This is a genomic window from Caulobacter sp. 05L422, from assembly GCF_056397765.1.
Genome location: NZ_JBFTOB010000004.1, coordinates 117,315 through 140,458 on the forward strand (window position 1 = coordinate 117,315; position 23,144 = coordinate 140,458).

General features: G+C 69.0%; 28 protein-coding genes. 9 read left to right on the forward strand and 19 right to left on the reverse strand.

All coding sequences use genetic code 11. The features are described 5' to 3' along the window. Positions 1-21 precede the first annotated feature (21 nt). The 4 genes from AC1DMQ_RS05925 to AC1DMQ_RS05940 all read right to left on the reverse strand — a co-directional run bounded on the left by AC1DMQ_RS05925 (position 22) and on the right by AC1DMQ_RS05940 (position 2,954). Entirely contained in the window at positions 22-357 is a 336-nt protein-coding gene (locus tag AC1DMQ_RS05925) for an NAD(P) transhydrogenase subunit alpha part 2 (protein WP_477032623.1), read from the reverse strand. A 23-nt stretch (positions 358-380) separates the two neighbouring features. Then, the gene (locus AC1DMQ_RS05930; RefSeq protein WP_477032624.1) at positions 381-1,523 is read right to left on the reverse strand and encodes a Re/Si-specific NAD(P)(+) transhydrogenase subunit alpha; all 1,143 of its coding nucleotides are present in this window, start codon (positions 1,521-1,523) and stop codon (positions 381-383) included. A gap of 120 nt (positions 1,524-1,643) precedes the next feature. Beyond that, positions 1,644-1,874 carry an aa3-type cytochrome c oxidase subunit IV gene (locus AC1DMQ_RS05935; protein WP_477032625.1) on the reverse strand — a complete coding sequence of 77 codons (231 nt, stop codon included), beginning with the start codon at positions 1,872-1,874 and terminating at the stop codon, positions 1,644-1,646. 60 nt (positions 1,875-1,934) lie between these two features. Next, complete coding sequence (locus tag AC1DMQ_RS05940; RefSeq protein ID WP_477032626.1) at positions 1,935-2,954, reverse strand: glycosyltransferase family 9 protein; 1,020 nt, start codon at positions 2,952-2,954, stop codon at positions 1,935-1,937. A gap of 301 nt (positions 2,955-3,255) precedes the next feature. Between AC1DMQ_RS05940 and AC1DMQ_RS05945 the strand changes: the two genes are divergently transcribed. Continuing rightward, positions 3,256-3,693 carry a hypothetical protein gene (locus tag AC1DMQ_RS05945; RefSeq protein WP_477032627.1) on the forward strand — a complete coding sequence of 146 codons (438 nt, stop codon included), beginning with the start codon at positions 3,256-3,258 and terminating at the stop codon, positions 3,691-3,693. On the opposite strand, the gene AC1DMQ_RS05950 is transcribed toward AC1DMQ_RS05945, so the two are convergent. Continuing rightward, positions 3,690-4,613 carry an alpha/beta fold hydrolase gene (locus AC1DMQ_RS05950; RefSeq protein ID WP_477032628.1) on the reverse strand — a complete coding sequence of 308 codons (924 nt, stop codon included), beginning with the start codon at positions 4,611-4,613 and terminating at the stop codon, positions 3,690-3,692. The two genes, AC1DMQ_RS05945 and AC1DMQ_RS05950, sit on opposite strands and share 4 nt — an antisense overlap. A 3-nt stretch (positions 4,614-4,616) precedes the next feature. Next, positions 4,617-5,090 carry a PaaI family thioesterase gene (locus AC1DMQ_RS05955; RefSeq protein ID WP_477032629.1) on the reverse strand — a complete coding sequence of 158 codons (474 nt, stop codon included), beginning with the start codon at positions 5,088-5,090 and terminating at the stop codon, positions 4,617-4,619. Positions 5,091-5,218: 128 nt separating this feature from the next. Here AC1DMQ_RS05955 and AC1DMQ_RS05960 point away from each other — a divergent pair, with 128 nt between their 5' ends. Both AC1DMQ_RS05960 and AC1DMQ_RS05965 read left to right on the forward strand, forming a co-directional pair. Next, positions 5,219-5,734 (forward strand): RNA polymerase sigma factor, encoded by a 516-nt coding sequence (locus AC1DMQ_RS05960; protein WP_477032630.1) that lies wholly within the window; start codon positions 5,219-5,221, stop codon positions 5,732-5,734. Then, a complete protein-coding gene (locus AC1DMQ_RS05965) occupies positions 5,724-6,320 on the forward strand; it encodes a hypothetical protein (RefSeq protein ID WP_477032631.1) in 597 nt (198 codons plus the stop codon). Before AC1DMQ_RS05960 ends, AC1DMQ_RS05965 begins: the two co-directional genes overlap by 11 nt. Positions 6,321-6,364: 44 nt before the next feature. On the opposite strand, the gene AC1DMQ_RS05970 is transcribed toward AC1DMQ_RS05965, so the two are convergent. Genes AC1DMQ_RS05970 through AC1DMQ_RS05990 form a run of 5 tightly spaced genes read right to left on the reverse strand, consistent with a single transcriptional unit; the run spans position 6,365 to position 11,482 of the window. Beyond that, positions 6,365-7,219: a pirin family protein gene (locus AC1DMQ_RS05970; protein ID WP_477032632.1), complete on the reverse strand. Its 855-nt coding sequence runs from the start codon at positions 7,217-7,219 to the stop codon at positions 6,365-6,367. Next, positions 7,219-8,601 (reverse strand): ABC1 kinase family protein, encoded by a 1,383-nt coding sequence (locus AC1DMQ_RS05975; protein ID WP_477032633.1) that lies wholly within the window; start codon positions 8,599-8,601, stop codon positions 7,219-7,221. The genes AC1DMQ_RS05970 and AC1DMQ_RS05975 overlap by 1 nt, the downstream gene beginning before the upstream one ends. A gap of 3 nt (positions 8,602-8,604) precedes the next feature. Beyond that, the gene (locus tag AC1DMQ_RS05980) at positions 8,605-8,967 is read right to left on the reverse strand and encodes a nuclear transport factor 2 family protein (RefSeq protein ID WP_477032634.1); all 363 of its coding nucleotides are present in this window, start codon (positions 8,965-8,967) and stop codon (positions 8,605-8,607) included. Positions 8,968-8,982: 15 nt separating this feature from the next. Further along, positions 8,983-10,773, reverse strand: a complete 1,791-nt coding sequence (locus tag AC1DMQ_RS05985; protein WP_477032635.1) for a M3 family oligoendopeptidase — start codon at positions 10,771-10,773, stop codon at positions 8,983-8,985. Between the two features lie 58 nt (positions 10,774-10,831). Beyond that, entirely contained in the window at positions 10,832-11,482 is a 651-nt protein-coding gene (locus AC1DMQ_RS05990; RefSeq protein WP_477032636.1) for a hypothetical protein, read from the reverse strand. A gap of 148 nt (positions 11,483-11,630) precedes the next feature. Between AC1DMQ_RS05990 and AC1DMQ_RS05995 the strand changes: the two genes are divergently transcribed. Further along, entirely contained in the window at positions 11,631-12,068 is a 438-nt protein-coding gene (locus AC1DMQ_RS05995) for a hypothetical protein (RefSeq protein ID WP_477032637.1), read from the forward strand. On the opposite strand, the gene AC1DMQ_RS06000 is transcribed toward AC1DMQ_RS05995, so the two are convergent. Next, positions 12,065-12,286, reverse strand: coding sequence for a hypothetical protein (locus AC1DMQ_RS06000; protein WP_477032638.1), 222 nt, complete (start codon positions 12,284-12,286; stop codon positions 12,065-12,067). The genes AC1DMQ_RS05995 and AC1DMQ_RS06000 overlap by 4 nt on opposite strands. Before the next feature lie 178 nt (positions 12,287-12,464). Here AC1DMQ_RS06000 and AC1DMQ_RS06005 point away from each other — a divergent pair, with 178 nt between their 5' ends. Then, positions 12,465-13,940, forward strand: coding sequence for a sigma-54-dependent transcriptional regulator (locus AC1DMQ_RS06005; protein WP_477032639.1), 1,476 nt, complete (start codon positions 12,465-12,467; stop codon positions 13,938-13,940). A gap of 13 nt (positions 13,941-13,953) precedes the next feature. Here AC1DMQ_RS06005 and AC1DMQ_RS06010 read toward each other — a convergent pair whose 3' ends face one another. The 6 genes from AC1DMQ_RS06010 to ykgO all read right to left on the reverse strand — a co-directional run bounded on the left by AC1DMQ_RS06010 (position 13,954) and on the right by ykgO (position 17,362). Then, the gene (locus AC1DMQ_RS06010; RefSeq protein WP_477032640.1) at positions 13,954-14,442 is read right to left on the reverse strand and encodes a hypothetical protein; all 489 of its coding nucleotides are present in this window, start codon (positions 14,440-14,442) and stop codon (positions 13,954-13,956) included. Between the two features lie 275 nt (positions 14,443-14,717). After that, entirely contained in the window at positions 14,718-15,077 is a 360-nt protein-coding gene (locus tag AC1DMQ_RS06015; RefSeq protein WP_477032641.1) for a hypothetical protein, read from the reverse strand. 153 nt (positions 15,078-15,230) lie between these two features. After that, the gene (gene gapR / locus AC1DMQ_RS06020) at positions 15,231-15,500 is read right to left on the reverse strand and encodes a nucleoid-associated protein GapR (RefSeq protein WP_018112952.1); all 270 of its coding nucleotides are present in this window, start codon (positions 15,498-15,500) and stop codon (positions 15,231-15,233) included. A gap of 72 nt (positions 15,501-15,572) precedes the next feature. After that, entirely contained in the window at positions 15,573-16,442 is an 870-nt protein-coding gene (locus tag AC1DMQ_RS06025) for an NAD(P)-dependent oxidoreductase (RefSeq protein WP_477032642.1), read from the reverse strand. Positions 16,443-16,619: 177 nt separating this feature from the next. Beyond that, positions 16,620-17,237: an HAD family hydrolase gene (locus AC1DMQ_RS06030; protein WP_477032643.1), complete on the reverse strand. Its 618-nt coding sequence runs from the start codon at positions 17,235-17,237 to the stop codon at positions 16,620-16,622. After that, a complete protein-coding gene (ykgO, locus tag AC1DMQ_RS06035) occupies positions 17,237-17,362 on the reverse strand; it encodes a type B 50S ribosomal protein L36 (protein ID WP_018061125.1) in 126 nt (41 codons plus the stop codon). Before ykgO ends, AC1DMQ_RS06030 begins: the two co-directional genes overlap by 1 nt. A 177-nt stretch (positions 17,363-17,539) precedes the next feature. Between ykgO and AC1DMQ_RS06040 the strand changes: the two genes are divergently transcribed. The 3 genes from AC1DMQ_RS06040 to AC1DMQ_RS06050 all read left to right on the forward strand — a co-directional run bounded on the left by AC1DMQ_RS06040 (position 17,540) and on the right by AC1DMQ_RS06050 (position 20,704). Continuing rightward, entirely contained in the window at positions 17,540-18,172 is a 633-nt protein-coding gene (locus tag AC1DMQ_RS06040; RefSeq protein ID WP_477032644.1) for a class I SAM-dependent methyltransferase, read from the forward strand. 78 nt (positions 18,173-18,250) lie between these two features. Further along, positions 18,251-19,537 (forward strand): lytic murein transglycosylase, encoded by a 1,287-nt coding sequence (locus tag AC1DMQ_RS06045; RefSeq protein WP_477032645.1) that lies wholly within the window; start codon positions 18,251-18,253, stop codon positions 19,535-19,537. Between the two features lie 135 nt (positions 19,538-19,672). Beyond that, positions 19,673-20,704, forward strand: coding sequence for a SphA family protein (locus AC1DMQ_RS06050; RefSeq protein ID WP_477032646.1), 1,032 nt, complete (start codon positions 19,673-19,675; stop codon positions 20,702-20,704). Positions 20,705-20,768: 64 nt separating this feature from the next. Here the strand turns inward: AC1DMQ_RS06050 and AC1DMQ_RS06055 are convergent, their stop codons facing one another. Next, positions 20,769-22,097, reverse strand: coding sequence for an MFS transporter (locus AC1DMQ_RS06055; protein WP_477032647.1), 1,329 nt, complete (start codon positions 22,095-22,097; stop codon positions 20,769-20,771). A gap of 163 nt (positions 22,098-22,260) precedes the next feature. On the opposite strand from AC1DMQ_RS06055, the gene motA reads away from it, so the two are divergent. Next, on the forward strand, positions 22,261-23,130 hold the full coding sequence (motA, locus tag AC1DMQ_RS06060; RefSeq protein WP_477032648.1) for a flagellar motor stator protein MotA: 870 nt from the start codon (positions 22,261-22,263) through the stop codon (positions 23,128-23,130). Positions 23,131-23,144 lie beyond the last annotated feature (14 nt).

Consider the following 23,144-nt stretch of genomic DNA (forward strand, 5'->3'; position numbering starts at 1 on the left):
AGGCTCCCGCTGCCTTCGCGCCTATTTCTTCTCTTTCTTCTTGTACATGGCCAGCATCCGGTTGGTGACCAGGAAGCCGCCGAAGATGTTGACCGCGGCGAAGGCGGCGGCGATCGCGCCGGCCCCCTTGGAGATCCAGGTCGAGGCGGCCACCGTGCCGCCGTCCAGGTCGGCGTTGGCGCCGTGCGCGGCGGCGGCCAGCAGGGCGCCGACGATGATCACCGACGAGATGGCGTTGGTCACGGCCATCAGCGGGGTGTGCAGGGCGGGCGTCACGCTCCAGACGACGTAATAGCCGACGAAGATGGCGAGCACGAAGATCGCCAGGCGGAAAACGGTGGGGTCGACGGCTTCCATGGGAGCCTCCCTTGTCGTGGTGGTTAGGCGGTCTTCAGAGACGGATGGACGATTTCGCCGCCCTGGGTGACCAGGGCCGCCTTGAGGATCTCGTCCTCGAAGTCGGGGGCGAAGGCGCCTTCCTTGTTCAGGAACAGGCTCGACAGGGCGAACAGGTTGCGGGCGTAGAGCGCGCTGGCGTCGGTGGCGATGCGGCCGGGCAGGTTGGGAATGCCCAGGATCTTGACGCCGTTGGCGGTGACCGCCGTCTCGCCCAGCTTGGCGCCGACGACGTTGCCGCCGGCCTCGATAGCCAGGTCGACGATCACCGAACCCGGCTTCATCGAGGCGACCTGTTCGGCCGAGACCAGCTTGGGCGCCGGGCGGCCGGGGATCAGGGCCGTGGTGATGACGATGTCCTGCTTGGCGATGTGCGAGGAGACCAGCTCGGCCTGCTTGGCCTGGTATTCCTTCGACATTTCCTTGGCGTAGCCGCCGGCGGTCTGCGCGTTCTTGAACTCTTCGTCCTCGACGGCCAGGAACTTGGCGCCCAGCGACTCGACCTGCTCCTTGGTGGCCGGACGCACGTCGGTGGCGGTGACCACCGCGCCCAGGCGGCGGGCGGTGGCGATGGCCTGCAGGCCGGCCACGCCCACGCCCATGATGAAGACCTTGGCCGCGGCGATCGTGCCGGCGGCGGTCATCATCATCGGCAGGGCCTTGCCGTAGGCCTCGGCCGCCTCGATCACGGCGCGATAGCCGGCGAGGTTGGCCTGCGAGGACAGCATGTCCATCACCTGGGCCCGGGTGATGCGCGGGATGAATTCCATGGCCAGGGCGCTGGCGCCGGCCTTGGCCAGGGCGTTCAGCGTGTCCTTGTCCTGGTGCGGATTGAGCGCGGCCGCGACGATCGCGCCCTTCTTCAGGGCGGCGATCTCGGCGGCTTCGGGCGCGCGCACCTTGAACAGGACGTCGGCGTCCTTCAGGGCGTCCTTCGCCGTCTTGGCCAGCTTGGCCCCGGCCGCCTCGTAGTCGGCGTCCGGATACGAGGCCGCGATCCCCGCCCCGGCCTGCACGACGACCGAGAAGCCGGCGGCAGCCAGCTTCTTGACGGTCTCGGGCGTGGCCGCGACCCGGGTTTCCCCACCGCGGGTCTCTTTCGTGACGGCGATAACGGCCATCGGCATACCCCTCCCAAGAGCGCTGATTGCTTAGACAAGCTTGCGCGTCTCTCTAGGGGATGTTCTTGCCCGATGTCGAGCCTTACGCTCGCGTCAGCAGCAAAAAAATGCCGATGTCTACCGGTGTCAGTGGGCGGAGGCGGGCTTTTCGCGCAGGAACACCACGCCCAGCACGGCCAGCACGATTCCGGGAATCACGCCGCCGATGAAGCCGGCGGTGGTGCAGAACCACAGGGTGATGGTCAGCAGGAGGACGGCAATGGCCAGCGAGCCCCACTTGGTCATCTTGCCAAAGGCTTCGAAGGTCGCGGACTGTTCGTGGATGTCCATTTCACCGCGGTGATAGTCGCCGGCCATGTCAGTTTCCTAGGTGGAATTAAAAAACGCCCCGCCGCTTACAACGTGCGGCGCGCCGGCTCAAGACGCCGGGATGTCGCGGTTGGCCCAGGCCTCGTCGGTGAACCGCGTTCGAACAGCCAAAACGGCCTGATCGACCGAAATATCGGCGATCCGCCCTTCCCCGCCGTCGAGGCGGGAGAGCCAGCGCGAATAGGCCGGCACGGGGCTGGTGCCCATCAGGCCGATCGCCGGACGCCCGACCGAGGCGGCGACGTTCAGCGGGCCCGAGTCGTTGCCCAGGAACCCGGCCGACAGGGCGATCAGGGCGGCGGCCTGGTCCAGCGGCAGGTCGCAGGCCAGGACGTCGCGACCGGCCACGGGCTGGACGTCGATCGTCGGCTTGATGCGCGCGGCGTCGCTGAGGCCGCCCAGCCAGAACACGGTCGGGAACAGGTCGGCCACGGCTTGTGATACGGCGGCGAAGCGCTCGGCGGGCCAGGTGCGGGCCGGCTCGCTGGCCCCGACGCCCAGCACCAGCCAGGGGCCCGGCCGGCCATCGAACCGCGCTTTGATCGCCGCGACCGCCTTGGGGTCCAGCAGCAGGCCGGGCTCGCGGCTGTCGACCTGCAGGCCGTGCAGGGCCTCGAACGCCGCCAGCTTGTCCAGCCGATGGTCGGGCCGCATGGCCTTGGGCAGGAACGGCCCCTGCAGCCACTGCTCCTGGCTCTTGTGGCCCAGGCCGAACCCGCGCCGTTCGGGCACCCCGGCCAGCCAGGCGGCCTGGGCGGGGCGGCCGATCTTCTCCAGGATCCACACCGCGCGGGGCTTCACCTCGCGGCAGATCCGCCAGAAGTCGAGGACCTCCTTCACGCCCTTCAGCGATCCGGTGAAGTGGCGGGCATAGACCACGCCGCTGATCGACGGCTCGACGGCCAGCACCTCGGCGGCCCGGCTCGATGGCCGCGCGGCGAGCATCACTTGCCCCTCGGGCGTCTTGGCGGCGATGGCCCGGAAGGTCGGCAGATGCCACATCAGGTCGCCGATCCCGCGATCGGGCGCGTAGACGAGGACGGGGCCGGACTTCTGGGCGGTGCTCATGAAACGGACTTAGCGGGCGGTCGAGAGGTTGTCATCCGGCCCCTGCCCTCCCCTCTCCCGCAAAGGGGAGAAGGGGACCCGGCCCACCCGCCGGCAATCCCGATTGGCCGGCTCATGCCGGAAAGCGCGCCCATGGCGCCGGCGGGCCGCCCTGTCTTTCAGCAAACGCGCCGTTCGTCGCCCGCTCCCGGGCGAGCGACAAATTACATTCACCGAAAACGTGCATTGCTGCATCACTCGACCATGGAGCGCGCGGCGACAGCGTGCGTCCCACACCCAGACATGAACCGAGGAGGCGTCGATGCCGGAAGCCACCACCCTGAACCTCAAGGTCTACAGACCCGTCGTCATGGCCGGCCCCGAAGAGCAGGTCGGCTTCGACTATATCCTGACCATCGTCGTCCCGGAGCTGAAGACGGCGGTGAACGGCGACCCTTCGCAGGCCTCATCGGCCCGTTGCGACGTGGTCCCGGTCACCGGCACGCTGGAGTTTCCCAACCCGGCCCTGCCCATCATCTCGCCCTATACCGGGCTGATGTTCATCTACGACAACGCCCCGCTCATCGGCTTTCCGCTGACGATCATCGCGCAGAGCACCGGTGAGGGCTTGAAGTTCAACATGAACCTCTGCTTTCCGGCCTCGCCGCTCTATTTCTACAGCGGCGCCATCATGTTCGGTGAGTGGCCCGGACCGCTCAGCGACGTCACCGCCAGCTTCCTCTGCCCCCAGCCGACCTAGCGCCAACCCGCCAGCAGCCCGCGCAGTCCGGCCACGAAGGCCAGAGGCTGATCCACCATCACGTGGTGGTCGGCGTCGGGGATGGCGACGCGCAGGACGGTGTCGGGCATCTCGCCGAACATGTAGTCCAGGGTGTCCTCGCGCATCAGGGCCGAGCGTTCGCCCCACATCACCGCCGCCGGACAGGCGATGCGCGGCAGCAGCAGGCCCAGGTCCGGCATCGAGAAGCGCTGCCAGATGGCCGGGTCGAACTTCCAGGTCCAGCCGCCGTCGACCTGCTTGAGCGAGCCCCGGGCGATGTGGTCGGCGATGTAGAGGTTCTCGCAGCCCTGGGGCGGGGCGAGCCGGAAGCGAGCCAGCGCGTCTTCAAGCGAAGCGTACACCCGATTGGCGGCGTCCGGGCGCGAGGGCGGACCCTTCCAGCGCTTCTCCGGCGGCTGGATGCTGCTGTCGACCATGACGATCCCGCGCAGGCGGTCGGCGTGCTCGACGCCGCAATAGAGGGTGGGGAAGCCGCCGAACGAGTGGCCGACCAGGATCGGCTTCACGCCGCCGGCCTCCAGCCCGCCCGCCTCGACGGCGGCGAAGATCTCGGCCGCGAACGATTGCGCCGAATAGGCCGGCCGCCAGTCCGAGCCGCCCATGCCCGACCACGAGATCGCCGCGCACCGCCAGTCAGCCGCGAAGAACGGGGCGATGAAGCTCCACCAGTCGGCATGGGCGCCGTTGCCATGCAGGAACAGCAGGCCCGGCTTGCCGACCTCGCCCCAGGTCAGCAGCTCGATCTGCGCGCCCTCGACCGGGATGCGCGAGCGTTCGGGTTCGACGGCCACGGCGGCCTCGAACCAGGCGGGGGCCGGCGGCTTCTCGCCCTGGAACGGGCCGAGCAGCGAGGTGGGCGCGGGACGGTCGTCGGCCATCGGCTAAGCCTCGGCCTTGAAGGCGATCTCGCCCGGGCGCGGCGCGCGGGGCGACAGGGCCTTGAACACGCCGGTGCCGGTCATCAGCGTCCGTTCGCCGGCCCAGATGCGGCCGCGCACGGTGAACACCAGGTCCTGCTCGGAGATCAGCTCGCCCCGGCCCTCCACGAAGTCGCCCAGCTGGGCGCCCGACAGGAAGTCGCAGTTCAGCCGCACCGTGACCCACGAGTACGACTTCTGCAGCGAGATGATCCGCCCCCAGGCCATGTCGGCGAAGCTCATCAGCATGCCGCCGTGGCAATTGCCCAGGCCGTTGGTGTGGTGCTCCTCGACGCGGAAGCCCAGGGTCGCCTCGCCCGGCCCCGCGCGCTGTTCGTACAGCGGGCCGATCTGTCGGCCGAAGCCGCGCGACCAGTTCAACTGGCTGTAGCCCTCGGGAATGGCGGCGGCCTGGGCGTCTGTGAGATCGTCGGACATGGGGGAAGTCTAACAAGCGTTTGAAGCGTGGCAAGCATTACGCGCGCGAAGTTTCAATGCGCTCCGCGGGCGTCCTTGTAAGGACGGGACCGCCACCGGCGTCTAACCTTCTGAAAACGGGGTGGACCATGGGCGGCAGGCGACAGGAGGACGAGGCTTTCGCGGCATGGCTGGCGCCGCACCTGGGCGCCCTGCGCCGGGTCAGCCGCGCCTTCGCCGAACCCGCCGACCAGCACGACCTGATGCAGGAGCTGATGCTGGCGGTCTGGCGGGGCCGGCCGCGCTTTCGGGGCGAGAGCGCCGACACGACCTTCGTCTATCGCGTCGCCCACAACACCGCCCTGACCTGGAAGCGCGGCGAGAACCGTCGGCGGCGGCGGCGCGAGGCGATCGAGGCCGAGATGGCCCTGCGCCTGACAGCCGGCGACGAGCCCGAGGCGGTCAGCCTGCTGGACCGGCTGTACGACGCCATCCGCACACTGCCGCCGCTGGACCGCTCACTGATCCTGCTGTCGCTGGATGGCCAGCCCTATGCCGAGATCGCCCGTCTGCACGGTCTCAGCGAAACCAATGTCGGCGCCCGGCTCAGCCGCGTCCGCCGCCGTCTCTCGGACCTCGTGGAGGAGCGCGAAGATGGACTTTGACCGTCTCGAACAGGCTTGGCGCTCGGAGGCCAACACCCCAAACCAACAGGCCCAGGCCTATCTGATGGAGCAACTGATGCACGCGCTGAAAGCCCGCCGTCGCGGCGAGATCCTGCTGTTCGCGATCCCCGTCGCGGCCATGACCTTCTTCACCGGCGTCGCGATCCGGTCGATCCTGGCCGGCAAGGTCGACATCGATCGGGAATGGGGCTCACTAGCCATGCTGGGAGTCTGCTGGTTCATGCTGGCGGCGGTGTTCGTCGCCGCCGTCCTGGCCAGGCGGCCGCGCGGCGACGGCTCGCCGATGCGCCAGACCCTGGAGGCCATGCTGGCCGCCAACCGCCGGGCGCGTATCAACTACAGGATCTTCTGGATGAGCTTGCCGGTGTTCATCCTGCCGACGTTGATCGGCGTGTTCCAGCTGGGCGAGGTCGGCAAGGCCACCGACCGGAACCTCTGGCAGATGCTGCTGGTGTTCGGCGTCGCCCTCGGCGCTAGCCTCGGCTGGAACGCGCTGCGGTTCTTCAAGGTGCTGAAGCCGGAGCAGAAGCGGCTGGAGGGATTGCTGGCGGAGTATCGGGAGTAGGTCTGGATTGGGGACAGGCGCATGCGCCTGTCCCCGTCCGCTATCTACCCCGGCACGTTCCCGAACTTGCCGGCGTTGTAGTCGTCGATCGCCTGGATGATCTCCTCGCGGGTGTTCATCACGAACGGCCCGTGGGCGAAGACCGGTTCGCCGATCGGCTCGGCATGGCCCAGCAGGACCACCGCGCCGGACGGGCTGTCGAAGGCCACCGCGTCGCCGTCGTCGTTCAGCTCGACTAGGTTCCACTTCGGCGCGGCCTGCCCGCCGACCACGATCTCGCCCGACACCACGTACAGGAACACCGCCCTGCCCCGCGCCACCGGCACGTTCACCGCCCCGCCGGGCGCCAGCCGCGCGACGCTCATCTCGATGCCGATCAGCGACGGGAACGGACCGGTCATGCCATCGACCTCGCCGGAGACCACCTCGAGGGTCGCGCCGCCGGTCTCGACCTTGGGGATCTCGGCGCCCTGCAGGCCCAGATAGTTCGGCGCGGTCATCTTCAGCCGGCTGGGCAGGTTGACCCACAGCTGCAGGATCTCCATCGGCCCGCCCGCCTGCTTGAAACTGGCCGGCGACAGCTCGGCGTGGACCAGGCCGCTGCCGGCGGTCATCCACTGCACCCCGCCCGGGCCGATGACGCTCTCGTGGCCGCCGCTGTCGAGGTGCGAAAGCTCGCCGTCCAGGATGAAGGTCACGGTCTCGAAGCCGCGATGCGGATGCGGCCCGAACGGCAGGCCGTTGTTGCGGGGCGGATAGACCTGCGGGCCGTGGTGGTTGAGGAACAGGAACGGATCCAGCTGCGGGATCGCCGGTCCGGGCAGCGGCCGCCGGGTGACCAGGTCGCCAATGTCGTCGCGCTGGGCGGGGTGCAGGCGCTTGAGGGTGCGAGGGGTCATCAGGATACTCCGGCCGCCGCCAGCACCGCCGCCTGCCGCTTGGCCAGACCCTCCTCCGAGAAGCCCTCCAGCGACTTGTCGAACAGCGCCTTCCAGTTATGCCGCGCGCCCAGGTGCAGGAACGCCGCGCCCAGGCCGATGGCGGCGCGGTCCATGAACACGAACTCGCGGGGGATGGTGATCGGCCCCTTCTCCTTCAGCGCCTGGCGCACCTTGAAGGCCTCGCGGCGGCCGTACTCGCCGGGCGGCACGTCGTCGGCGACGCTGCGCACCCGGTCGTCCAGCAGCGGGCCGTAGATGAAGCGGGCCCAGACGTTCAGCACGTCGACCAGCTCGTCGTTGAGATTGGCGAAGCCCCAGCTGCGATAGGCCTCGGTCTGCTCGGCGCGGTCGTCGTTCGACAGGGCGCGATACAGCCGCACCACCCCGGCCACGAAACGCGGCGGGAAGATGCGGATGCAGCCGAAGTCCAGCAGGTTCAGGTGCGCCGCCTCCTGTCCGCCCTCGGGCCCGCCGAAGGTGTAGTTGCCCAGGTGCGGGTCGCCATGGATGATCCCCAGCTTGGTCATCGGGCTCCACCAGGCCTCGAACAGAAGGGCGGCGATGCGGTCGCGGGTTTCCTGCGGGGCGTCCTTGAAGGCCAGCAGGCCACGGCCCTCCAGCCAGGTCATGCTCAGCAGGCGCTTGGTCGACAGGGCGGCCACGGGCTGGGGCACCTGGATGTCGTCGCGGCCGGTGAAGAAGCCGCCATAGACGGCCATCAGCTTGGCCTCGCGCTCGTAGTCCAGCTCCTCGCGCAGCCGGTCGCCGATCTCGACGATGGCCTCGCTGGGGTCGATCGAGCCGTCCATGCGCTTGAACAGGCCGATCAGGGCGCGCAGTTGGCCGAGATCGCTTTCGACCGCGCTCTGCATGTCCGGATATTGCAGCTTCACGGCCAGGGCGCGGCCGTCGGGAGCGACGGCGCGGTGCACCTGGCCCAGGGACGCGGCGGCGGCGGCCTCGTGCTCGAAGCTCTGGAACCTGGACGCCCAGTCCGGCCCCAGCTCGGCGGCCATCCGTCGGCGGACGAACGGCCAGCCCATGGCCGGGGCGTTGGTCTGCAGCTCGGCCAGCTCCGCGGCGAACTCGGGCGGCAGCAGGTCGGGCACCGTGGCGAACATCTGGGCCGCCTTCATCAGCGGGCCCTTCAACCCGCCGAGCGCGGCCCTCAGCGCCTTGGCGTTGCGGGCGTCCGCCCCGTCGCCGCCGAACAGGCTGTTGGCGCCGTAGCTGACCGCCGCGCCGGAGAGGCCGGCGCCGACCTTGGCGAAGCGCGACATGCGGCCGGCCAGGCGGTTGCGTTCGGGGTCTTTCGAGGGGTCACGGGGATCGTCGGCCATCGCCTAGCCGAACTGCCGGGAGTCGTAGAAGAACCGCTCGCGGACGATCATGTCGCCGTCCCACACCTGATGGGTCAGCTCCTCGAACCGCAGGGTCTCACCGGCCTTGTTGGTCATCAGGAAGATCCACTGGATGACGACGTTGTCGCCGTCGTGCAGCACCATGACCGCCGGCTGGGTGTCCATCTTCGACAGCCGCGCCAGGGCGGCCGCCTCGTGCGCGACCAGCCCGTCGCGGCCGACGCGCGGCGGGGTGTTGTTCTCCTGCATCGAGGCGTGCGGCGCGTAGAAGCGCTCGATCGCCTCGACGTGCTCGTTGCGCTCCACCGTGGCGATGAAGTCGGCCAAGCGTTCCTTGGTGGGCATTGCGCGCGCTCTTTCTCAGACCAGGGCTTCGAACTCGTCGACCAGCCGTTCCAGCTGGGCGCAGCCCGCGGCCCAGAAGGCCTTCTCACGCGGGTTGAGGCCGAAGGGCTTCAGGGCCTCGACATAGGTCCGCGTGCCGCCCGCCGCCAGCAGGTCCTCGTACAGCGGCGCGAAGGTCTCGGGATCCTCGCGGCGCTTCTCCATCAGGCCGCGCACCAGCAGGTCGCCGAACGCATAGGCGTAGACGTAGAACGGCGCGTGCACGAAGTGGCTGACATAGGCCCAGTAGTGCTCGTAGCCCTCGTTCAGGGTCACGGCCGGGCCCAGGCTCTCGGCCATCACCTCCAGCCACAGGGCGCCGATCTGGTCGGGCGACAGCTCGCCGTCCTTGCGCGCCTCGTGGAAGCGGCGCTCGAAGCGGTGGAAGGCGATCTGGCGCACGACGGTGTTGAGTCCGTCCTCGATCTTGCCCGCGAGAAGCCCCATGCGGTCCTTGGGCGTGGCCTCGGCCAGCAGGCGGTCGAACACCAGGCCCTCGCCGAAGATCGAGGCGGTCTCGGCCAGGGTCAGCGGCGTGTCGGCCAGCAGGGTGCCCAGCGGCGCGCACAGGGTCTGGTGCACGGCGTGGCCCAGTTCGTGGGCCAGGGTCAGCACGTCGCGCCGCTCGCCCATGTAGTTCATGAACACGTAGGGGTGCCGCTCGGCGGTCACCGGGTGCGAATAGGCGCCCGACTGCTTGCCCGCGCGCGGCCGGGCGTCGATCCACGGCTTGTCGAAGAAGGTCTGGGCGGTGTCGGCGAACTTCGGGGCCAGGGCCTGGAAGCTTTCCAGCACGATCCCTTGCGCCTCGGTCCAGTCGTAGCTCTTCGGCGCGGCCGCGGTCAGGGGGGCGTTGCGGTCCCAGTAGTCCAGGGCCTTGCGGCCCATGACCTTGGCCTTCAGGGCGTAGTAGCGGTGCGACAGGCGCGGATAGGCCTCGACCACCGCCTGCTCCAGGGCGTCCACCGCGTCGGCGTCGACCTCGTTGGCCAGGTGGCGCGACTGGGCGGGGCTGTCGAACCGCCGCCAGCGGTCCTCGACCTGCTTTTCGAAGGCCAGGGTGTTCATCACCAGGCCCTGGGTGGAGGCGCGTTCCTCCAGCGCCTTGGCCAGGCCGTCGGCGGCGGCCTTGCGGCGCTTGCCGTCCGGATCGGACAGGCGGTTCAGGGCCTCAGGCAGGGTCAGGCTTTCCTTGCCGACCTGGGCGGTCAGCTTGGCCAGGGTCTCGTCATAGAGCCGCACCCAGTTGCTCACGGCCGGGCCGCGATCGACGATGTAGCGCTCCAGGTCCGGCGTCAGCTCGTGCGGACGCGACAGGCGCAGGCGGCGCAGCCACGGCGTCCAGCGGACGGCGGGCGGATGGGCCTTCAAGGCCGCGTCCAGCTCCGTGTCCTCCAACTGGTTCAGCTCCAGCGAGAAGAACAGGCTCTCGGCGGCGATCGACGAGGAACGGGCCCGCAGGTCGGCCTCGAACTTGGCCCAGGCCGGGTCGTCGCGGGCGGTCGAGGCGGCCAGGCCCGCATAGGCGCCCACGCCCCACAGGCCGTTGGTGGCCTGCTCGTAGAGCCTGATCCCGCGATCCAGCAGCACGCCCAGGCGCTGGGGCTCGCCCCGCGCCTGGAGGAACAGGCCTTCCAGAGAGGCCAGTTCGTCGTTGGCGGCCTTGGCGGCGGCCAGGTCGATCTCGATCTTCGGGTCGTCGCGACCGGCATAGAGGTCGGCGAGATTCCACTCGGGCAGGGCGTCGGTCTTGAAGGGCGCGTTCATGGCCTCGGATATGGCCCTGTCGAAAGACGCGCGCAATCGTGGCCTTGGGGTTTCCGCTTCAGCGACCGCGCCGTTCCGTCTGGTCCATCAGCCAGGCGAACAGCGTCGCCAGCCCGTAGGCCGACAGCGAGGCGATCACCATCTGCGGCGGACCGCCGGCCGGGGGGAGCAGGATGCTGATCAGCTGCAGGCCGATCAGGAAGACGACGAACAGCGGGGCGCTCCAGCCGCTGTGGCCCTGCAGGCCGCGCCGCCAGCCCCAGGCCGCCGCGGCGATCGCCAGCAGCCCGATCTCCAGCGCCTGTTCGGGCGCGGGATGGTTCCACCAGCCCAGCCCCACCTTGGGACCGCCGAACCCCAGCGGCAGGTCGGGCCGATGGACCAGGAAATCCAGCCCCCAGTGCGAGGCCACCACCAGCCCCACGGCGATCGCGGCGGCGCGCGGCAGCTTCAGCAGGAAGAACGCCGCCAGGCCAGCCGCCAGCGACCAGGCCACGGCGGCCGGCAGGCTGTGGGTGTAGGGCATGTGCGACAGCACCAGCGGATTGCCGGGCAGTTGCGGGTCCAGGCTCATCTTCTCGACGCCGGCCAGGACCAGCCCGCCCCAGGCCACGTCCACCAGCTGGGCGCCCAGCACATAGGTCCAGAACGGCGCCTTGGGCTGGACGGCCTTGGCCGCCAGGGCGGCCGCGTAATGGCCAACGAACATCATCCCCTCCACGCACGCTTGGGTGGAGGCTAGGTCGGATCGCCGCGCCTGAACAGTCGCCGCATTACCGCGAATTAAAGGGCGCGCGGGCGAGTCGCGCCTTAGGATATCGCCGGTCGCCAAAGGGGCTGGCGACGAGGGCAATCGAATGATCAAGCCGGCCGTTTCCGTCGCTCTGGCCGTGAGCCTCGCCGCCGCGCCGGCGATGGCCGCGGACAAGGCCCAATCCGCCCAGCCTCAGGCCGCTCAGCCGCAACCCGCCCGCCAGATGGGCTGGCTGGCCCAGACCGTCCGCACCGTGGTGGTGTTCCACGGCTGCACCGAGCGCCTGAAGGAGAAGTTCAGGATCGGGCCGCTGAACGGCATCGAGGTCACCCACATGGACGCCAACGGCGGCGACCTGTCGGGGGCGATGGACGTCCAGTTCGAGGCCGTCACCACCGAGAAGAAGACCCAGCGCAAGAGCCGCTTCGTCGGCGTCTGCCACATCGGCCGCGAGGGCGAGACCCGCATCGAGGCGCGCCTGGTCAGCCAGGCCGGCGGCGGCGTGGTCCGCCGCGTTCCGGCGGGCAAGATCGCGGGCTAGGGATTCTCGCTCGCTTCCAGCGCCGCGACGATCCGCTCGAACATCGCCACGTTTTCCGCCTGATGGGTCAGCACGCCCGAGGTGATGTCCATCGTGGAGCCGTCCGGCATCTGCAGGACGGCCTTCACGCCGCCCGCGTCGAACATCTCCATCTGGCGAAGGGCCTCGGTCCGTTGATTCCGGCACCACTCGGCCAGGTCCCGTGCTTGCGAACTCATGCGCCGTCCTCCTCCGTTTCCAGTCTTGCCGCGCCGGATCGTCACACCTCGTTAAGGGCGACCGTTAACGCCTGACTCACGTCTCCGAAACCCGGTCTTTACCCCGTGCCTGTATCACTCTGAACCAACAAGAGCCCTGTCCCATGTCGGACGCGGCCGGTTCAACGGGTGTCTGCAAATGACCAAGACGGTTCTCGTCGTCGACGACGATCCGACTCAACGGCGGCTGATCCAGGCCGTCCTCGAGCGCGAAAGCTTCTCGGTCTCGCACGCCGAGAACGGCGACGCGGCCATGGCCCATCTGGCCAGCGGCGCGCCGGTCGACGTCGTGCTGCTGGACCTGGTGATGCCGGGCCTGTCGGGCCAGGACACCCTGAAGGAAATGCGTGCGCGCGGCTTCGTGCAGCCCGTGATCGTCCTGACCGCCTCGGGCGGCGTCGACACCGTGGTCAAGGCCATGCAGGCCGGCGCCACCGACTTCTTCATCAAGCCGGCTTCCCCCGAGCGGATCACCGTGTCGATCCGCAACGCCCTGTCGATGGGCGACCTGAAGGGCGAGGTCGAGCGCCTGACCAAGCGCGCCGGCAACCGCACCACCTTCGCCGACCTGATCGGAACCTCGCCCGCCATGACCCTGGTCAAGCGCATGGGCGAGCGCGCGGCCAAGTCGTCGATCCCCATCCTGATCACCGGCGAGAGCGGGGTCGGCAAGGAGCTGATCGCCCGCGCCGTGCACGGCGGGTCCGACCGCGCCGGCAAGCCGTTCGTGGCCGTCAACTGCGGCGCCATCCCGGAGAACCTGGTCGAGTCGATCCTGTTCGGCCACGAGAAGGGCAGCTTCACCGGCGCCACCGACAAGCACCTCGGCAAGTTCAAGGAGGCCGACGGCGGCACCCTGTTCCTGGACGAGGTCGGCGAACTGCCGCTGGACATGCAGGTCAAGCTGCTGCGCGCGCTGCAGGAAGGCGAGATCGACCCGATCGGCTCCAAGCGCTCGCAGAAGGTGGACGTGCGCATCGTCTCGGCCACCAACCGCGACGTGGCCCACGCCGTCGAGCAGGGCCGGTTCCGCGAGGATCTGTACTACCGCCTGAACGTCTTCCCGATCGAGGCCCCGTCCCTGCGCGAGCGCCGCGACGACATCCCGGCCCTGGTCGAGGCCTTCATCCGCCGCTTCAACGTCGAAGAAGGCAAGCGGGTGGTCGGCGCCGCGCCGGAGACCCTGCAGGTTCTCACCGGCTTCGACTGGCCCGGCAACGTGCGCCAGTTGGAGAACGCGGTCTATCGCGCCATCATCCTGGCCGACGCCCCCTATCTGCAGCCCTACGACTTCCCGGCCATCTCGGGGATCGTGGCGCCCCTTCCCGAGCCCGTCGCCTCGGGCGGCGCCAAGCCGGACCTGCCGTCCGTGCTGCAGGCCGCCCACGCCGCCATGGCCCGCGCCCCGGCCCAGGAAGCGCCCGTGCGCATCCTCGACGACCGCGGTCACCTGCGGACGCTGGAAGAGATCGAGCGCGACCTGATCCAGCACGCCATCGAGGTCTATGCCGGTCACATGTCGGAGGTGGCCCGCCGCCTGGGCATCGGCCGCTCGACCCTCTATCGCAAGGTCCGCGAGCAAGGCATCGAGGTCGACTTCAAGGAAGCCTCGTAAGGGGCTGTCTTGATCAGGCGCTGATCGCCATCGGCGGCGGGGTCTCGGCCTCAGCTTCGGCTTCGGCATCGGCCGGCTCGTCGGCCCGGACCCATCCGGAGTCGGACCGGCGGACCTGACCTTCCTGTTCCAGGCCCTGCAGCTCCAGCATCACCGCCGCCAGCGGGATGGCGCGACCCCAGCGCCGCGTCAGCTTGCGCGAGATCTCGGACGCCGCGACCGCCGCGTCGCCGCTGCCCAGCACCATCAGGATCATCTCGCGGGCCGAGCGCGGCTTGCGGCCGCGCTTGGACGTCGCGCCCTGCGTGAAGCTGGCGGGCTCGGCGTCCACCCCTCCTTGGGCGGCAGCGGCCAGGCCGCCGCGCTCGATCGCGCCCAGCGCCAGGCTGAGCGCCCGCAGTTCATCCTCGAAAGGAGCCTGGGCGCGGCGCTGGGCTTCCAGCATTCGCGCTTCGAGATCAGCCTTCCGTCTCAACAGATAGTCGTAAATCGTGGTCGCCATCTTTGGCTGTCCAAAAGGCGTGAGACTCCCCACCGCGGTCACGCTGTCGCGGCGTCAGTCGCAGCCATTTTCTACGGCGCAGACGGACGACAAAATCGATTAAAAGCAATACCTTACGCGAGCTTCAAATGTCCGCCCGTTTCGTTACCGAAAACCTAACAGCGTTCTATGAACACCATTGTTTGGTGAGAAACGGGGACCATTTTCGCAAACCTCGGGTATTTCAGCGTAACTGCTCCGGGTTTTACCCCAAGTCAAGATTTACTATAGGTTGATTATTCATTCTCGGGGTCTTCGCTCGGAACCTTGGCCGTCCGCCCTGAACGCAGAGAATCGCGACGGCCGAATCCCTTTCCGCGAGACATCGGCTTGCGTTCACCCTTCGCCTTGGCGGCGATTTCCTTGAGCTTGATGGTCTGGTTGACCGACATGGCCTGGCCGGCGCCGCCCTTTTCGGGATCGCCGAACGCCCGGCCGTAGGTCTCGATGCGTTGGGCGACCGAACCCAGGAACTCGCCCTCCCACTCCGACAACTCGATGCCGGCGAGATCGGCCGTGCGCTTGGCGCGCTTGAGAGCGTTCAGGGCGGCCTTGCGCGCTTGGGCACGGGGATCGGGCGGCTTCTTGGCGCGCATGCGGGCAGACTAGCGGGCGTCGAGGGCGGGACGCACGCGGAAAAACGTCTGCTTCAATCGTGGGCGCAGGAGGGGACACACACTCGCGGCAAGGTCACGGCAGGATGACCCAGGCCGCGGGGCGAGTGTGTGTCCCCATCTTCGTCCTAAACCCTAGATCTCGCCGATGGCCGACAGGTACAGGTCCAGGATCGCGTCCTCTTCCTGGCGCTTGGCGCGGTCGGTCTTACGCAGGCGGACCACCTTGCGCAGGATCTTGACGTCGAAGCCGTTGCCCTTGGCCTCGGCGTAGACTTCCTTGATCTGCTCGGCGATCTCGGTCTTTTCGACCTCGAGGCGCTCGACCCGGTCGATGATGCTCTTGAGCTGGCCTTGAGCGGTGGAGTTGAGCACGTCGGCGTGCGGGGCGGCGTCGTCGGCCATGAGATGTCTCGCGAAGGCGGGAAATGAGAGGCGCGGAACCTAGTGGCAACGGGCTCCGAGTGGAAGGCCGATTCAGCGCCCCTCCACACGTCCGCGCGAGACTTCCGCCAGAGCGGCCAGGTCGGGGGTTTCGCCCTCGCCGGCCAGTAGGGCCTCCAGGCCGTTCTCGACCAGATCGGCCAGCGGCAGGGCCAGACCCTTCTCGTCGCCGGCGGCCTGGGCCAGGCGGACGTCCTTGAGCGCCAGGTCGGCGGCGAAGCCCGGCGGGTGGTAGCGGCCCTCGGCGATCATTGCGCCGTAGATCTTGTAGATCGGGGCGGCGAAGATCGTGCTGGTCAGCATGTCCAGCAGGTCGGCGGCCGGCACGCCGTGGGCCGCGCCCAGGGCCGCGGCCTCGCCCATGGCCTCGACGGCCGAGACGATCATCAGGTTGCCGGCGATCTTGACCGCGTTGGCGCGGACCGGGTCCTCGCCCATCGGCCACACCTTGGTCGCCAGGGCCTCTAGCACCGGCATGGCCTTGGCCACCGCGTCGGGCGCGCCCGCCGCCAGCACGTTCAGCCCCCCGGCCCGGGCGACGGGCGGGCGGCCGAACACCGGCGCGGCCACATAGCCCAGGCCCAGCACGGCATGCGTCTCGGCAAGCTCGCGCGCGAAGGCGGTGGAGATGGTGGCGAGGTTGACGTGGACCAGGCCGGAACGGGCGCGCGGCAAGGCGTCCAGCAAGACGTCGCGGATCGCCTTGTCATGCGCCAGGATCGACAGGACGACATCGCCTTGCAGCGCGTCCTCGATCGTCTCGGCCGCCCTGGCGCCCTGGGCGACCAGCTCGGCGACCGGACCGGGCGAACGGTTCCACACCGTCACGGCGTGGCCCTTGTCCAGCAGGTTGGCGGCCATCGCCGCGCCCATGGCCCCCAGACCGATGAAACCGATGTGCATGAGCAGGCTCCGACTGATCCTTCTCCCCTTGCGGGAAAAGGCGGCGCGCAGCGCCGGATGAGGGGTCGCACGAACGTCAGACGCTGGCGTGACGGTTCAACTGGTCGCGGCGGCCCTGTTCTTCAACCCCTCATCCCACCTGCTTCGCAGGCCACCTTCCCCCGCAAGGGAGAAGGGTCAGAGAAGGCCGTGCTTTTCCACGACCGGCCGCAGCGTCGCCGGATCGACGAAGTGGTGGACGTGGAAGCCCAGGGCGGCCGCGGCCTCGACATTGGCGCGGCTGTCGTCGACGAACAGCAGGTCGGCCGGCTCCAGCCCCGTGCGCTCCAGCGCGATCTCGTAAATGCGGTGCTCGGGCTTGATCACCCGTTCGCGGCCCGAGACCACGGTGTCGCGGAAATGGCGGAAGGCCGGGCTCATGGCCCGCACGTCGTCCCAGGTCTCGTGGGACATGTTGGTCAGGCCGAACTGCGGCACGCCGCGCGCGGCCAGGTCCTCGATGACAGATTCGGTCTCGGGGATCGTCCCGGAGAACATCTCGTCCCAGCGGTCCCACCAGGCGGCGATCTGCTCGGCGTGGTGGGGGTGCTCGGCGCTCAGTGCGGCGATGTTGTCGGCGAAGGTCACGCCGCGATCGGTCGCCGCGTGCCAATCCAGGGTCCCGACATGCGAAAGGAACCGGTCGAGATCGGCCGGTTCCTTGAAGATCTTCGCGTAGAGCGTGCGCGGATTCCAGCGCACGATGACGTTGCCGACGTCCCAGAGCAGCGCCCTGGGAGGCCGCGCAGGCGTCATTAGCCTTGCTTGGCTTTGAAGCGCGGGTCGGTCTTGTTGATGATGTAGATGACGCCCTTGCGGCGAACCATCTTGCAGTCGCGGTGACGCGACTTCAGCGACTTCAGCGAGCTACGAACCTTCATGACCGTCTCTATACTCAGCGGAGAGGTTCGCGGCCGCCATGAGGGCGAAAGGAACATCCGGGATGTTTCGGAGGGCGTGCGTATAAGCAGGACAGGCGCGGGAGTCAATGCGCGCCTTGGCCGGAAAGCGCGCGCCAACGGGGGTTCGCGCCCGCCTTGTCGCCTGGGAGCCTCATCATGACCACCGCCACCATCGACGGAACCCAGGGCTACGACCAGGACGTCGAGGCGTTTTTCGAACGCGCCGACGGCGTCGCCTTCGCCGACAAGTACGCCGTCGTCCTGCATCTGATGCCCGCCGCCCCGTCCAGAATCCTCGATATCGGGACCGGATCGGGCAAGGACGCGGCCGATTTCGCCGCCATGGGGCACACCGTGCTGGCCGTCGAGCCGACGCCGGTCCTGCTGGCCGGCGCGATCGCCCGCCACGCCCATCCCGCCATCGCCTGGCTGGGCGACGGCCTGCCCGACCTGGCCGCGGTGCGGGCGCGCGGCGAGACCTTCGACCTGATCGTGATGTCGGCGGTCTGGATGCACCTGGACGCGGCCCAGCGCGAGCGCGCCATGCCGAACGTCGCGGCCCTGCTGGCGGACGGCGGGGTGCTGATTCTGTCCCTGCGCCACGGCCCCGTCCCGCCCGGCCGGCGGATGTTCGAGGTCTCGGCGGACGAGACCATCGGCCTGGCGCGGGCGGAAGGTTTGAGCCCGCGGCTGCAGGAGGAGCGAGGCTCGATCCAGGCCGCCAACCGCCTGGCCGGTGTGACCTGGACGCTTCTGGCCTTCGAGAAGATCAAAAGCTCCACAGTTTAGACGTGTCTTGGCGGGAACTTCACCGCTCTGTCGCCCTTGTGATTGAAGCCTTCAACCAAACGCCGGTAGCCTGCCACCATGGATAGACGCGTTTTCCTCGTTCTGCTGCTGGCCGGTTGCGCCGACACCTCGACCAACGCGCCCCTGGCGCCGTCGGTCGCGCCAACCGCTCCGCCCGCGCCGCCGCCCGGCTCCACGCCGTCGGTCGCCGCTCCGCCGGCCCCCGGCCAGGTCGTGGGCTTCGACACCTGGCTGGCCGCCTTCAAGCAGAAGGCCCTGGCCGCCGGCCTGACCCAGCAACTGCTGGACCGCGAACTGGACGGCGTGACGCCCAATCCCAAGGTCATCTCGCTGGACGGCCGTCAGCCCGAGTTCTCCAAGCCGGTCGGCGACTACATCAGGGGCGTGATCAGCGAAGACCGCGTGGCCGTGGGCCGCGCCAAGCGCGACAGCTTGACCTTCCTGCCGGCCATCGAGTCCCGCTACGGCGTGCCGCGCGACATCCTTCTGGCCGTCTGGGCCATGGAATCGGCGTTCGGCAAGATCCAGGGCGACTTCGACGTGGTGCGCTCGATGGCCAGCCTGGCGTTCGACGGCCGCCGCCGCAACTGGGCCGAGGGCGAACTGATCGCCGCGCTGAAGATCATCGCCTCGGGCGAGGACACCCGCGAGCAGCTGAAGGGCTCGTGGGCCGGGGCCATGGGCCAGACTCAGTTCCTGCCTTCGAACTACCTGTCGACCGCCGTGGATTTCGACGGCGACGGCCGCCGCGACATCTGGGGCAGCGACAGCGACAGCCTGGCCTCGGCCGCCAACCTGCTGAAGAAGGGCAATTGGAAGCCCGGCGTCGGATGGGCCAAGGAAGTGATCCTGCCGGCCGGCTTCGACTACGGCCTGGCCGAGGGTCCGCGCGAGATCCCGTCGTGGTGGGAAGCCAAGGGCGTTCGCCGCGCCGACGGCCTGCCCTGGACGCCCGCCGACGCCGCCTCGCCGGCCGGCCTGATCCTGCCCGCCGGCTGGTCCGGCCCGGCCTTCCTGGCCCTGCCCAACCACTACGCGATCCGCACCTACAACAACTCGACGTCCTACGCCCTGGGCATCGGCATGCTGGCCGACCGGTTCGCCGGCGGCGGACCGCTGGTCACGGCCTGGCCGGTCGAGACGCCGCTGGGCCTGGCCGACCGCATGGCCGCCCAGATCGCGCTCGGCCGCCTGGGCTTCGACCCCGGCCCGGCCGACGGCGTGATCGGGGCCGGCACCCGCAAGGCCCTGCGCGCCTGGCAGGCCGACCGCAAGCTGCCCGCCGACGGCTACCTGTCGTCCGACATGGTGGCCCGCTTGAAGGCCCAGGCCGGCATCAGCTAGCGGCCACGCGCCTTCCTGGGACATTCCCCGGTTCGGATTACCGTCGCGCCGCAAGGACGACTCAGCAATCCGCCCTATGGCCGCTGGGATCACGCCCGACCACTCTTCGAGGCCTACGCCACGGAGACCTGGGTCATGGGCCTTGAGCCGAACATCCGATCCGCCGCGCACCGCGCAGCCTCGAGACGCCTTGGCCAGGCGCTGGGCGCCGGCCTCGTCATCGCCCTGGCCGCCGGAGCCCACCAGGCCCAGGCGTCCGAGGGCGGGGCCAGCCTCTACCTGCTCGGCACCGGCGGCCCCGGCAACGCGATCATGCCGCCGTTGAAGGGCGTCTTCTTCGACAACGAGGTCTATTACTACAAGGGCAGCTCCAGCGGCGGGAAGCCGTTTCCCATCGGCGGCAATGTCGTGGCGGGCCTGGACGCCAAGATCCTGGCCGACTTCGCCACCGTGCTGTGGGTGCCGACCACCGATCTGGGCGGCGTGACGGTGGCGCTGGGCGCCGCCCTGCCGTTCGGCGAGCCCGATGTCGGCGTCGACGTCGTGATCACCGGTCCGCGCGGCAACCAGGTCGGGGTGTCGGCCAGCGACTCGGCCTTCGTGGTCGGCGACCCGATCGCCACCGCCATGCTGGGCTGGAAGAAGGGCGACGTGCACTTCCAGCTCTCGAGCATGCTCAACATCCCGATCGGCGACTATCGCAAGGACGAGCTGGCCAACCTGGCCTTCCACCGCTGGGCGATGGACTCCTCGTTCGCGGTCAGCTGGCACGATCCCAAGAGCGGCTGGGACGTCAGCGGCAAGGCCGGCCTGACCCTGAACGGCGAGAACCCCTACACCGACTACAAGACCGGAACCGAGATGCACCTGGAGGCGGCGGTCGAGAAGACCTTCTCCCCCAAGTGGTCGGCCGGTCTGCAGGGCTACTACTTCAAGCAGGTCAGCGCCGACAGCGGCCCGGGCGCCAAGCTGGGTCCGTTCCAGGGCGAGGTCACGGGCGTGGGCGCCACGGCAGCCTACAACTTCAAGATCGGCCACATGCCCGCCACCCTGCGGGCCCGCGCCTTCACCGAGTTCAACGCCACCAACCGGATGGAGGGCGACTCGTTCTGGCTGGGCCTGACCGTGCCGTTGAGCCTGAAGATGCCGGCCGCGCCACCGACTTAGGACACTTGGCGCGTGACGGGCGCCGAAACCGGCGTCCACTTTCGGCTGTCACGCTCTTGAGGTCTCAATGCGGTCCGGTGGCGTCGATCGAGCTGGCGTCCACCACCTGGGTCTCGTCGCGGGCCTCGCGCGGGGCCTGCGCGTCGCCGACCCGGCGCATGACCGGATCGATCAGGGCGTAGGCGACCAAGCCCGCCAGCACCACGACGTTCATCAGGTAGGGCGAGGGGTGGGCCCACTTGTAGAGCGCCACGCCCAGCACCGGGGCGATGATCACCGAGGCGCCGTTGATGGCGCTGATCGCGCCGGCCACCGCCCCCTGCTCCTCGTGGCCCACCGACAGCGAGGCGCCGGCCGTGAAGCCGGGCCGGGCGAAACCGTAGCCCAGGCTGCACAGGGCGAAGCCGACGACCAGGGTGTGATAGTCCGGCGAGAAGGCGACGATCAGGTTGCCGACGCCCGCGCAGCCCGCGCCCAGCCACAGCAGCTGGCGCGGGGTCAGGCGCAGCATGCGGATCAGGCCCCACTGGGCCAGCAGGCTGGCCACCGCGCCGGCCATCATCGCCACGCCCGCGAAGGCCGCCGCCTTGGCCGGCGAGATGTGCAGCTTGTCGATGACCATGAAGCCCAGGGTCTGCTGGTTCACCGTCTGGGCGCTGGCCAGCAGGAAGCCGTAGACGATGAAGGGCATGATCCGCCGGTCGTTCCAGCGCACGCGGGCCCGGGTCTTCATGGCCGTGTCGTCCGCCCGATCGGGGATCTCGTCCGGGGTTTCGGGCAGGCCGCGCAGCACCAGGATCAGAACCACGCCGGCGATGACCGCGAACGCGAACATCGGCCCCGACAGGGTCAGCAGCGGGAACACCAGGAACGGCGCGACGGCCGGACCCAGGATCGTGCCCAGGCCGCTGGCCGAGGCCATGGTGGCCAGGGCGTTGGTGCGGTCGGCGGGCGCGGTGCGGTCGGCGACATAGGCCTGGGCCGCCGGGTTCGAGGCGCTGCCGACCAGGCCGAAGATCGCCCGCGACAGGGCCGCCCCGGCGAACACCGCCAGCGGGACCATCAGGCCCTTCAGCCCCATCAGGATGAAGAAGCCGAAGCCCAGCATCGACACCGCGAAGCCGGCCATGCCCAGGATCACCATCGGCTTGCGGCCGCGCTTGTCGGACATCCGCGCCCAGACCGGCGACATCACGCCCCACAGCAGGGCCGACAGCGAGAAGATCGAGCTGATCAGGACGTCGGGAATGCCGACCTGACGCCCGATGGCGGGAAGCACGGTCTGCAGGGCGGTGTTGCCGGCGGCGCTGGACAGCAGGACGGCGAACAGGATGGCGAAGGCGCGGCCCTTGGCCTTGTCGTCCAGGCGGACATCCGGGCTGGCTGCGCTCATGCTTCCCCTCCGAGACGCGCCGCCGGTTGCCCCGGCCTATGACGTCAAACATCTGTTAGGCGGGTGCGGCGAAAGGCGCAACAGGCCCGAAAAACCCCGCTCACCTTGGATTAAGCATTAACGGCCATGATCCCGGCTGAAGTTACCCGGGGCTCTCTTCGTCATGTTCCAGATCGTCGGCATCATCCTGCTGTTCGTGCTCGTGTTCGGCAGCTTCATCATGTCCGGCGGCAAGATGGACGTGATCATCGAAGCCGCCCCGCACGAACTGATGTGCATCCTCGGCGCGGGCATCGCCTCGTTCCTGGTCTCGAACTCGATGACCGTGATCAAGGCCACCGGCGGCGGCTTCGGCAAGATCTTCGCGGGCCCCAAATGGAAGACCGCGGACTATCGCGACCTGCTGGGCCTGCTGTTCCTGCTGACCAAGACGATGAAGTCCAAGGGCGTCATCGCCCTGGAAAGCCACATCGAACGTCCGCACGAGAGCGGGATCTTCCTGCGCTATCCCAAGATCATGAAGGACCACTTCGCCGTCGACTTCATCTGCGACACCCTGCGGATGATGACCATGAACCTGGAGGATCCCCACCAGGTCGAGGACGCGATGGAGAAGCAGCTCGAAAAGCACCATCACGAAGGCCTGGCCCCGGCCCACGCCCTGCAGAGCCTGGCCGACGCCCTGCCCGCCCTGGGCATCGTCGCCGCCGTGCTGGGCGTCATCAAGACCATGGGCTCGATCACCGAGCCGCCGGCCGTGCTGGGCGCGATGATCGGCGGCGCCCTGGTCGGCACCTTCCTCGGCGTGTTCCTGGCCTATGGCCTGGTCGGACCGTTCGCCACGCGCCTGACCGCCGTGGTCGACGAAGAGGGCTCGTTCTACAAGATCATCCAGTCGGTCCTGGTCGCCCACCTGCACGGCAACGCCGCCCAGATCAGCGTCGAGATCGGCCGCGGCAGCGTCCCGAGCGAGGCCCAGCCCAGCTTCCTGGAGCTGGAGGAAGCCCTGCAGGCGATCCCGAACGAGGCCTGATCCGGGCGATCACG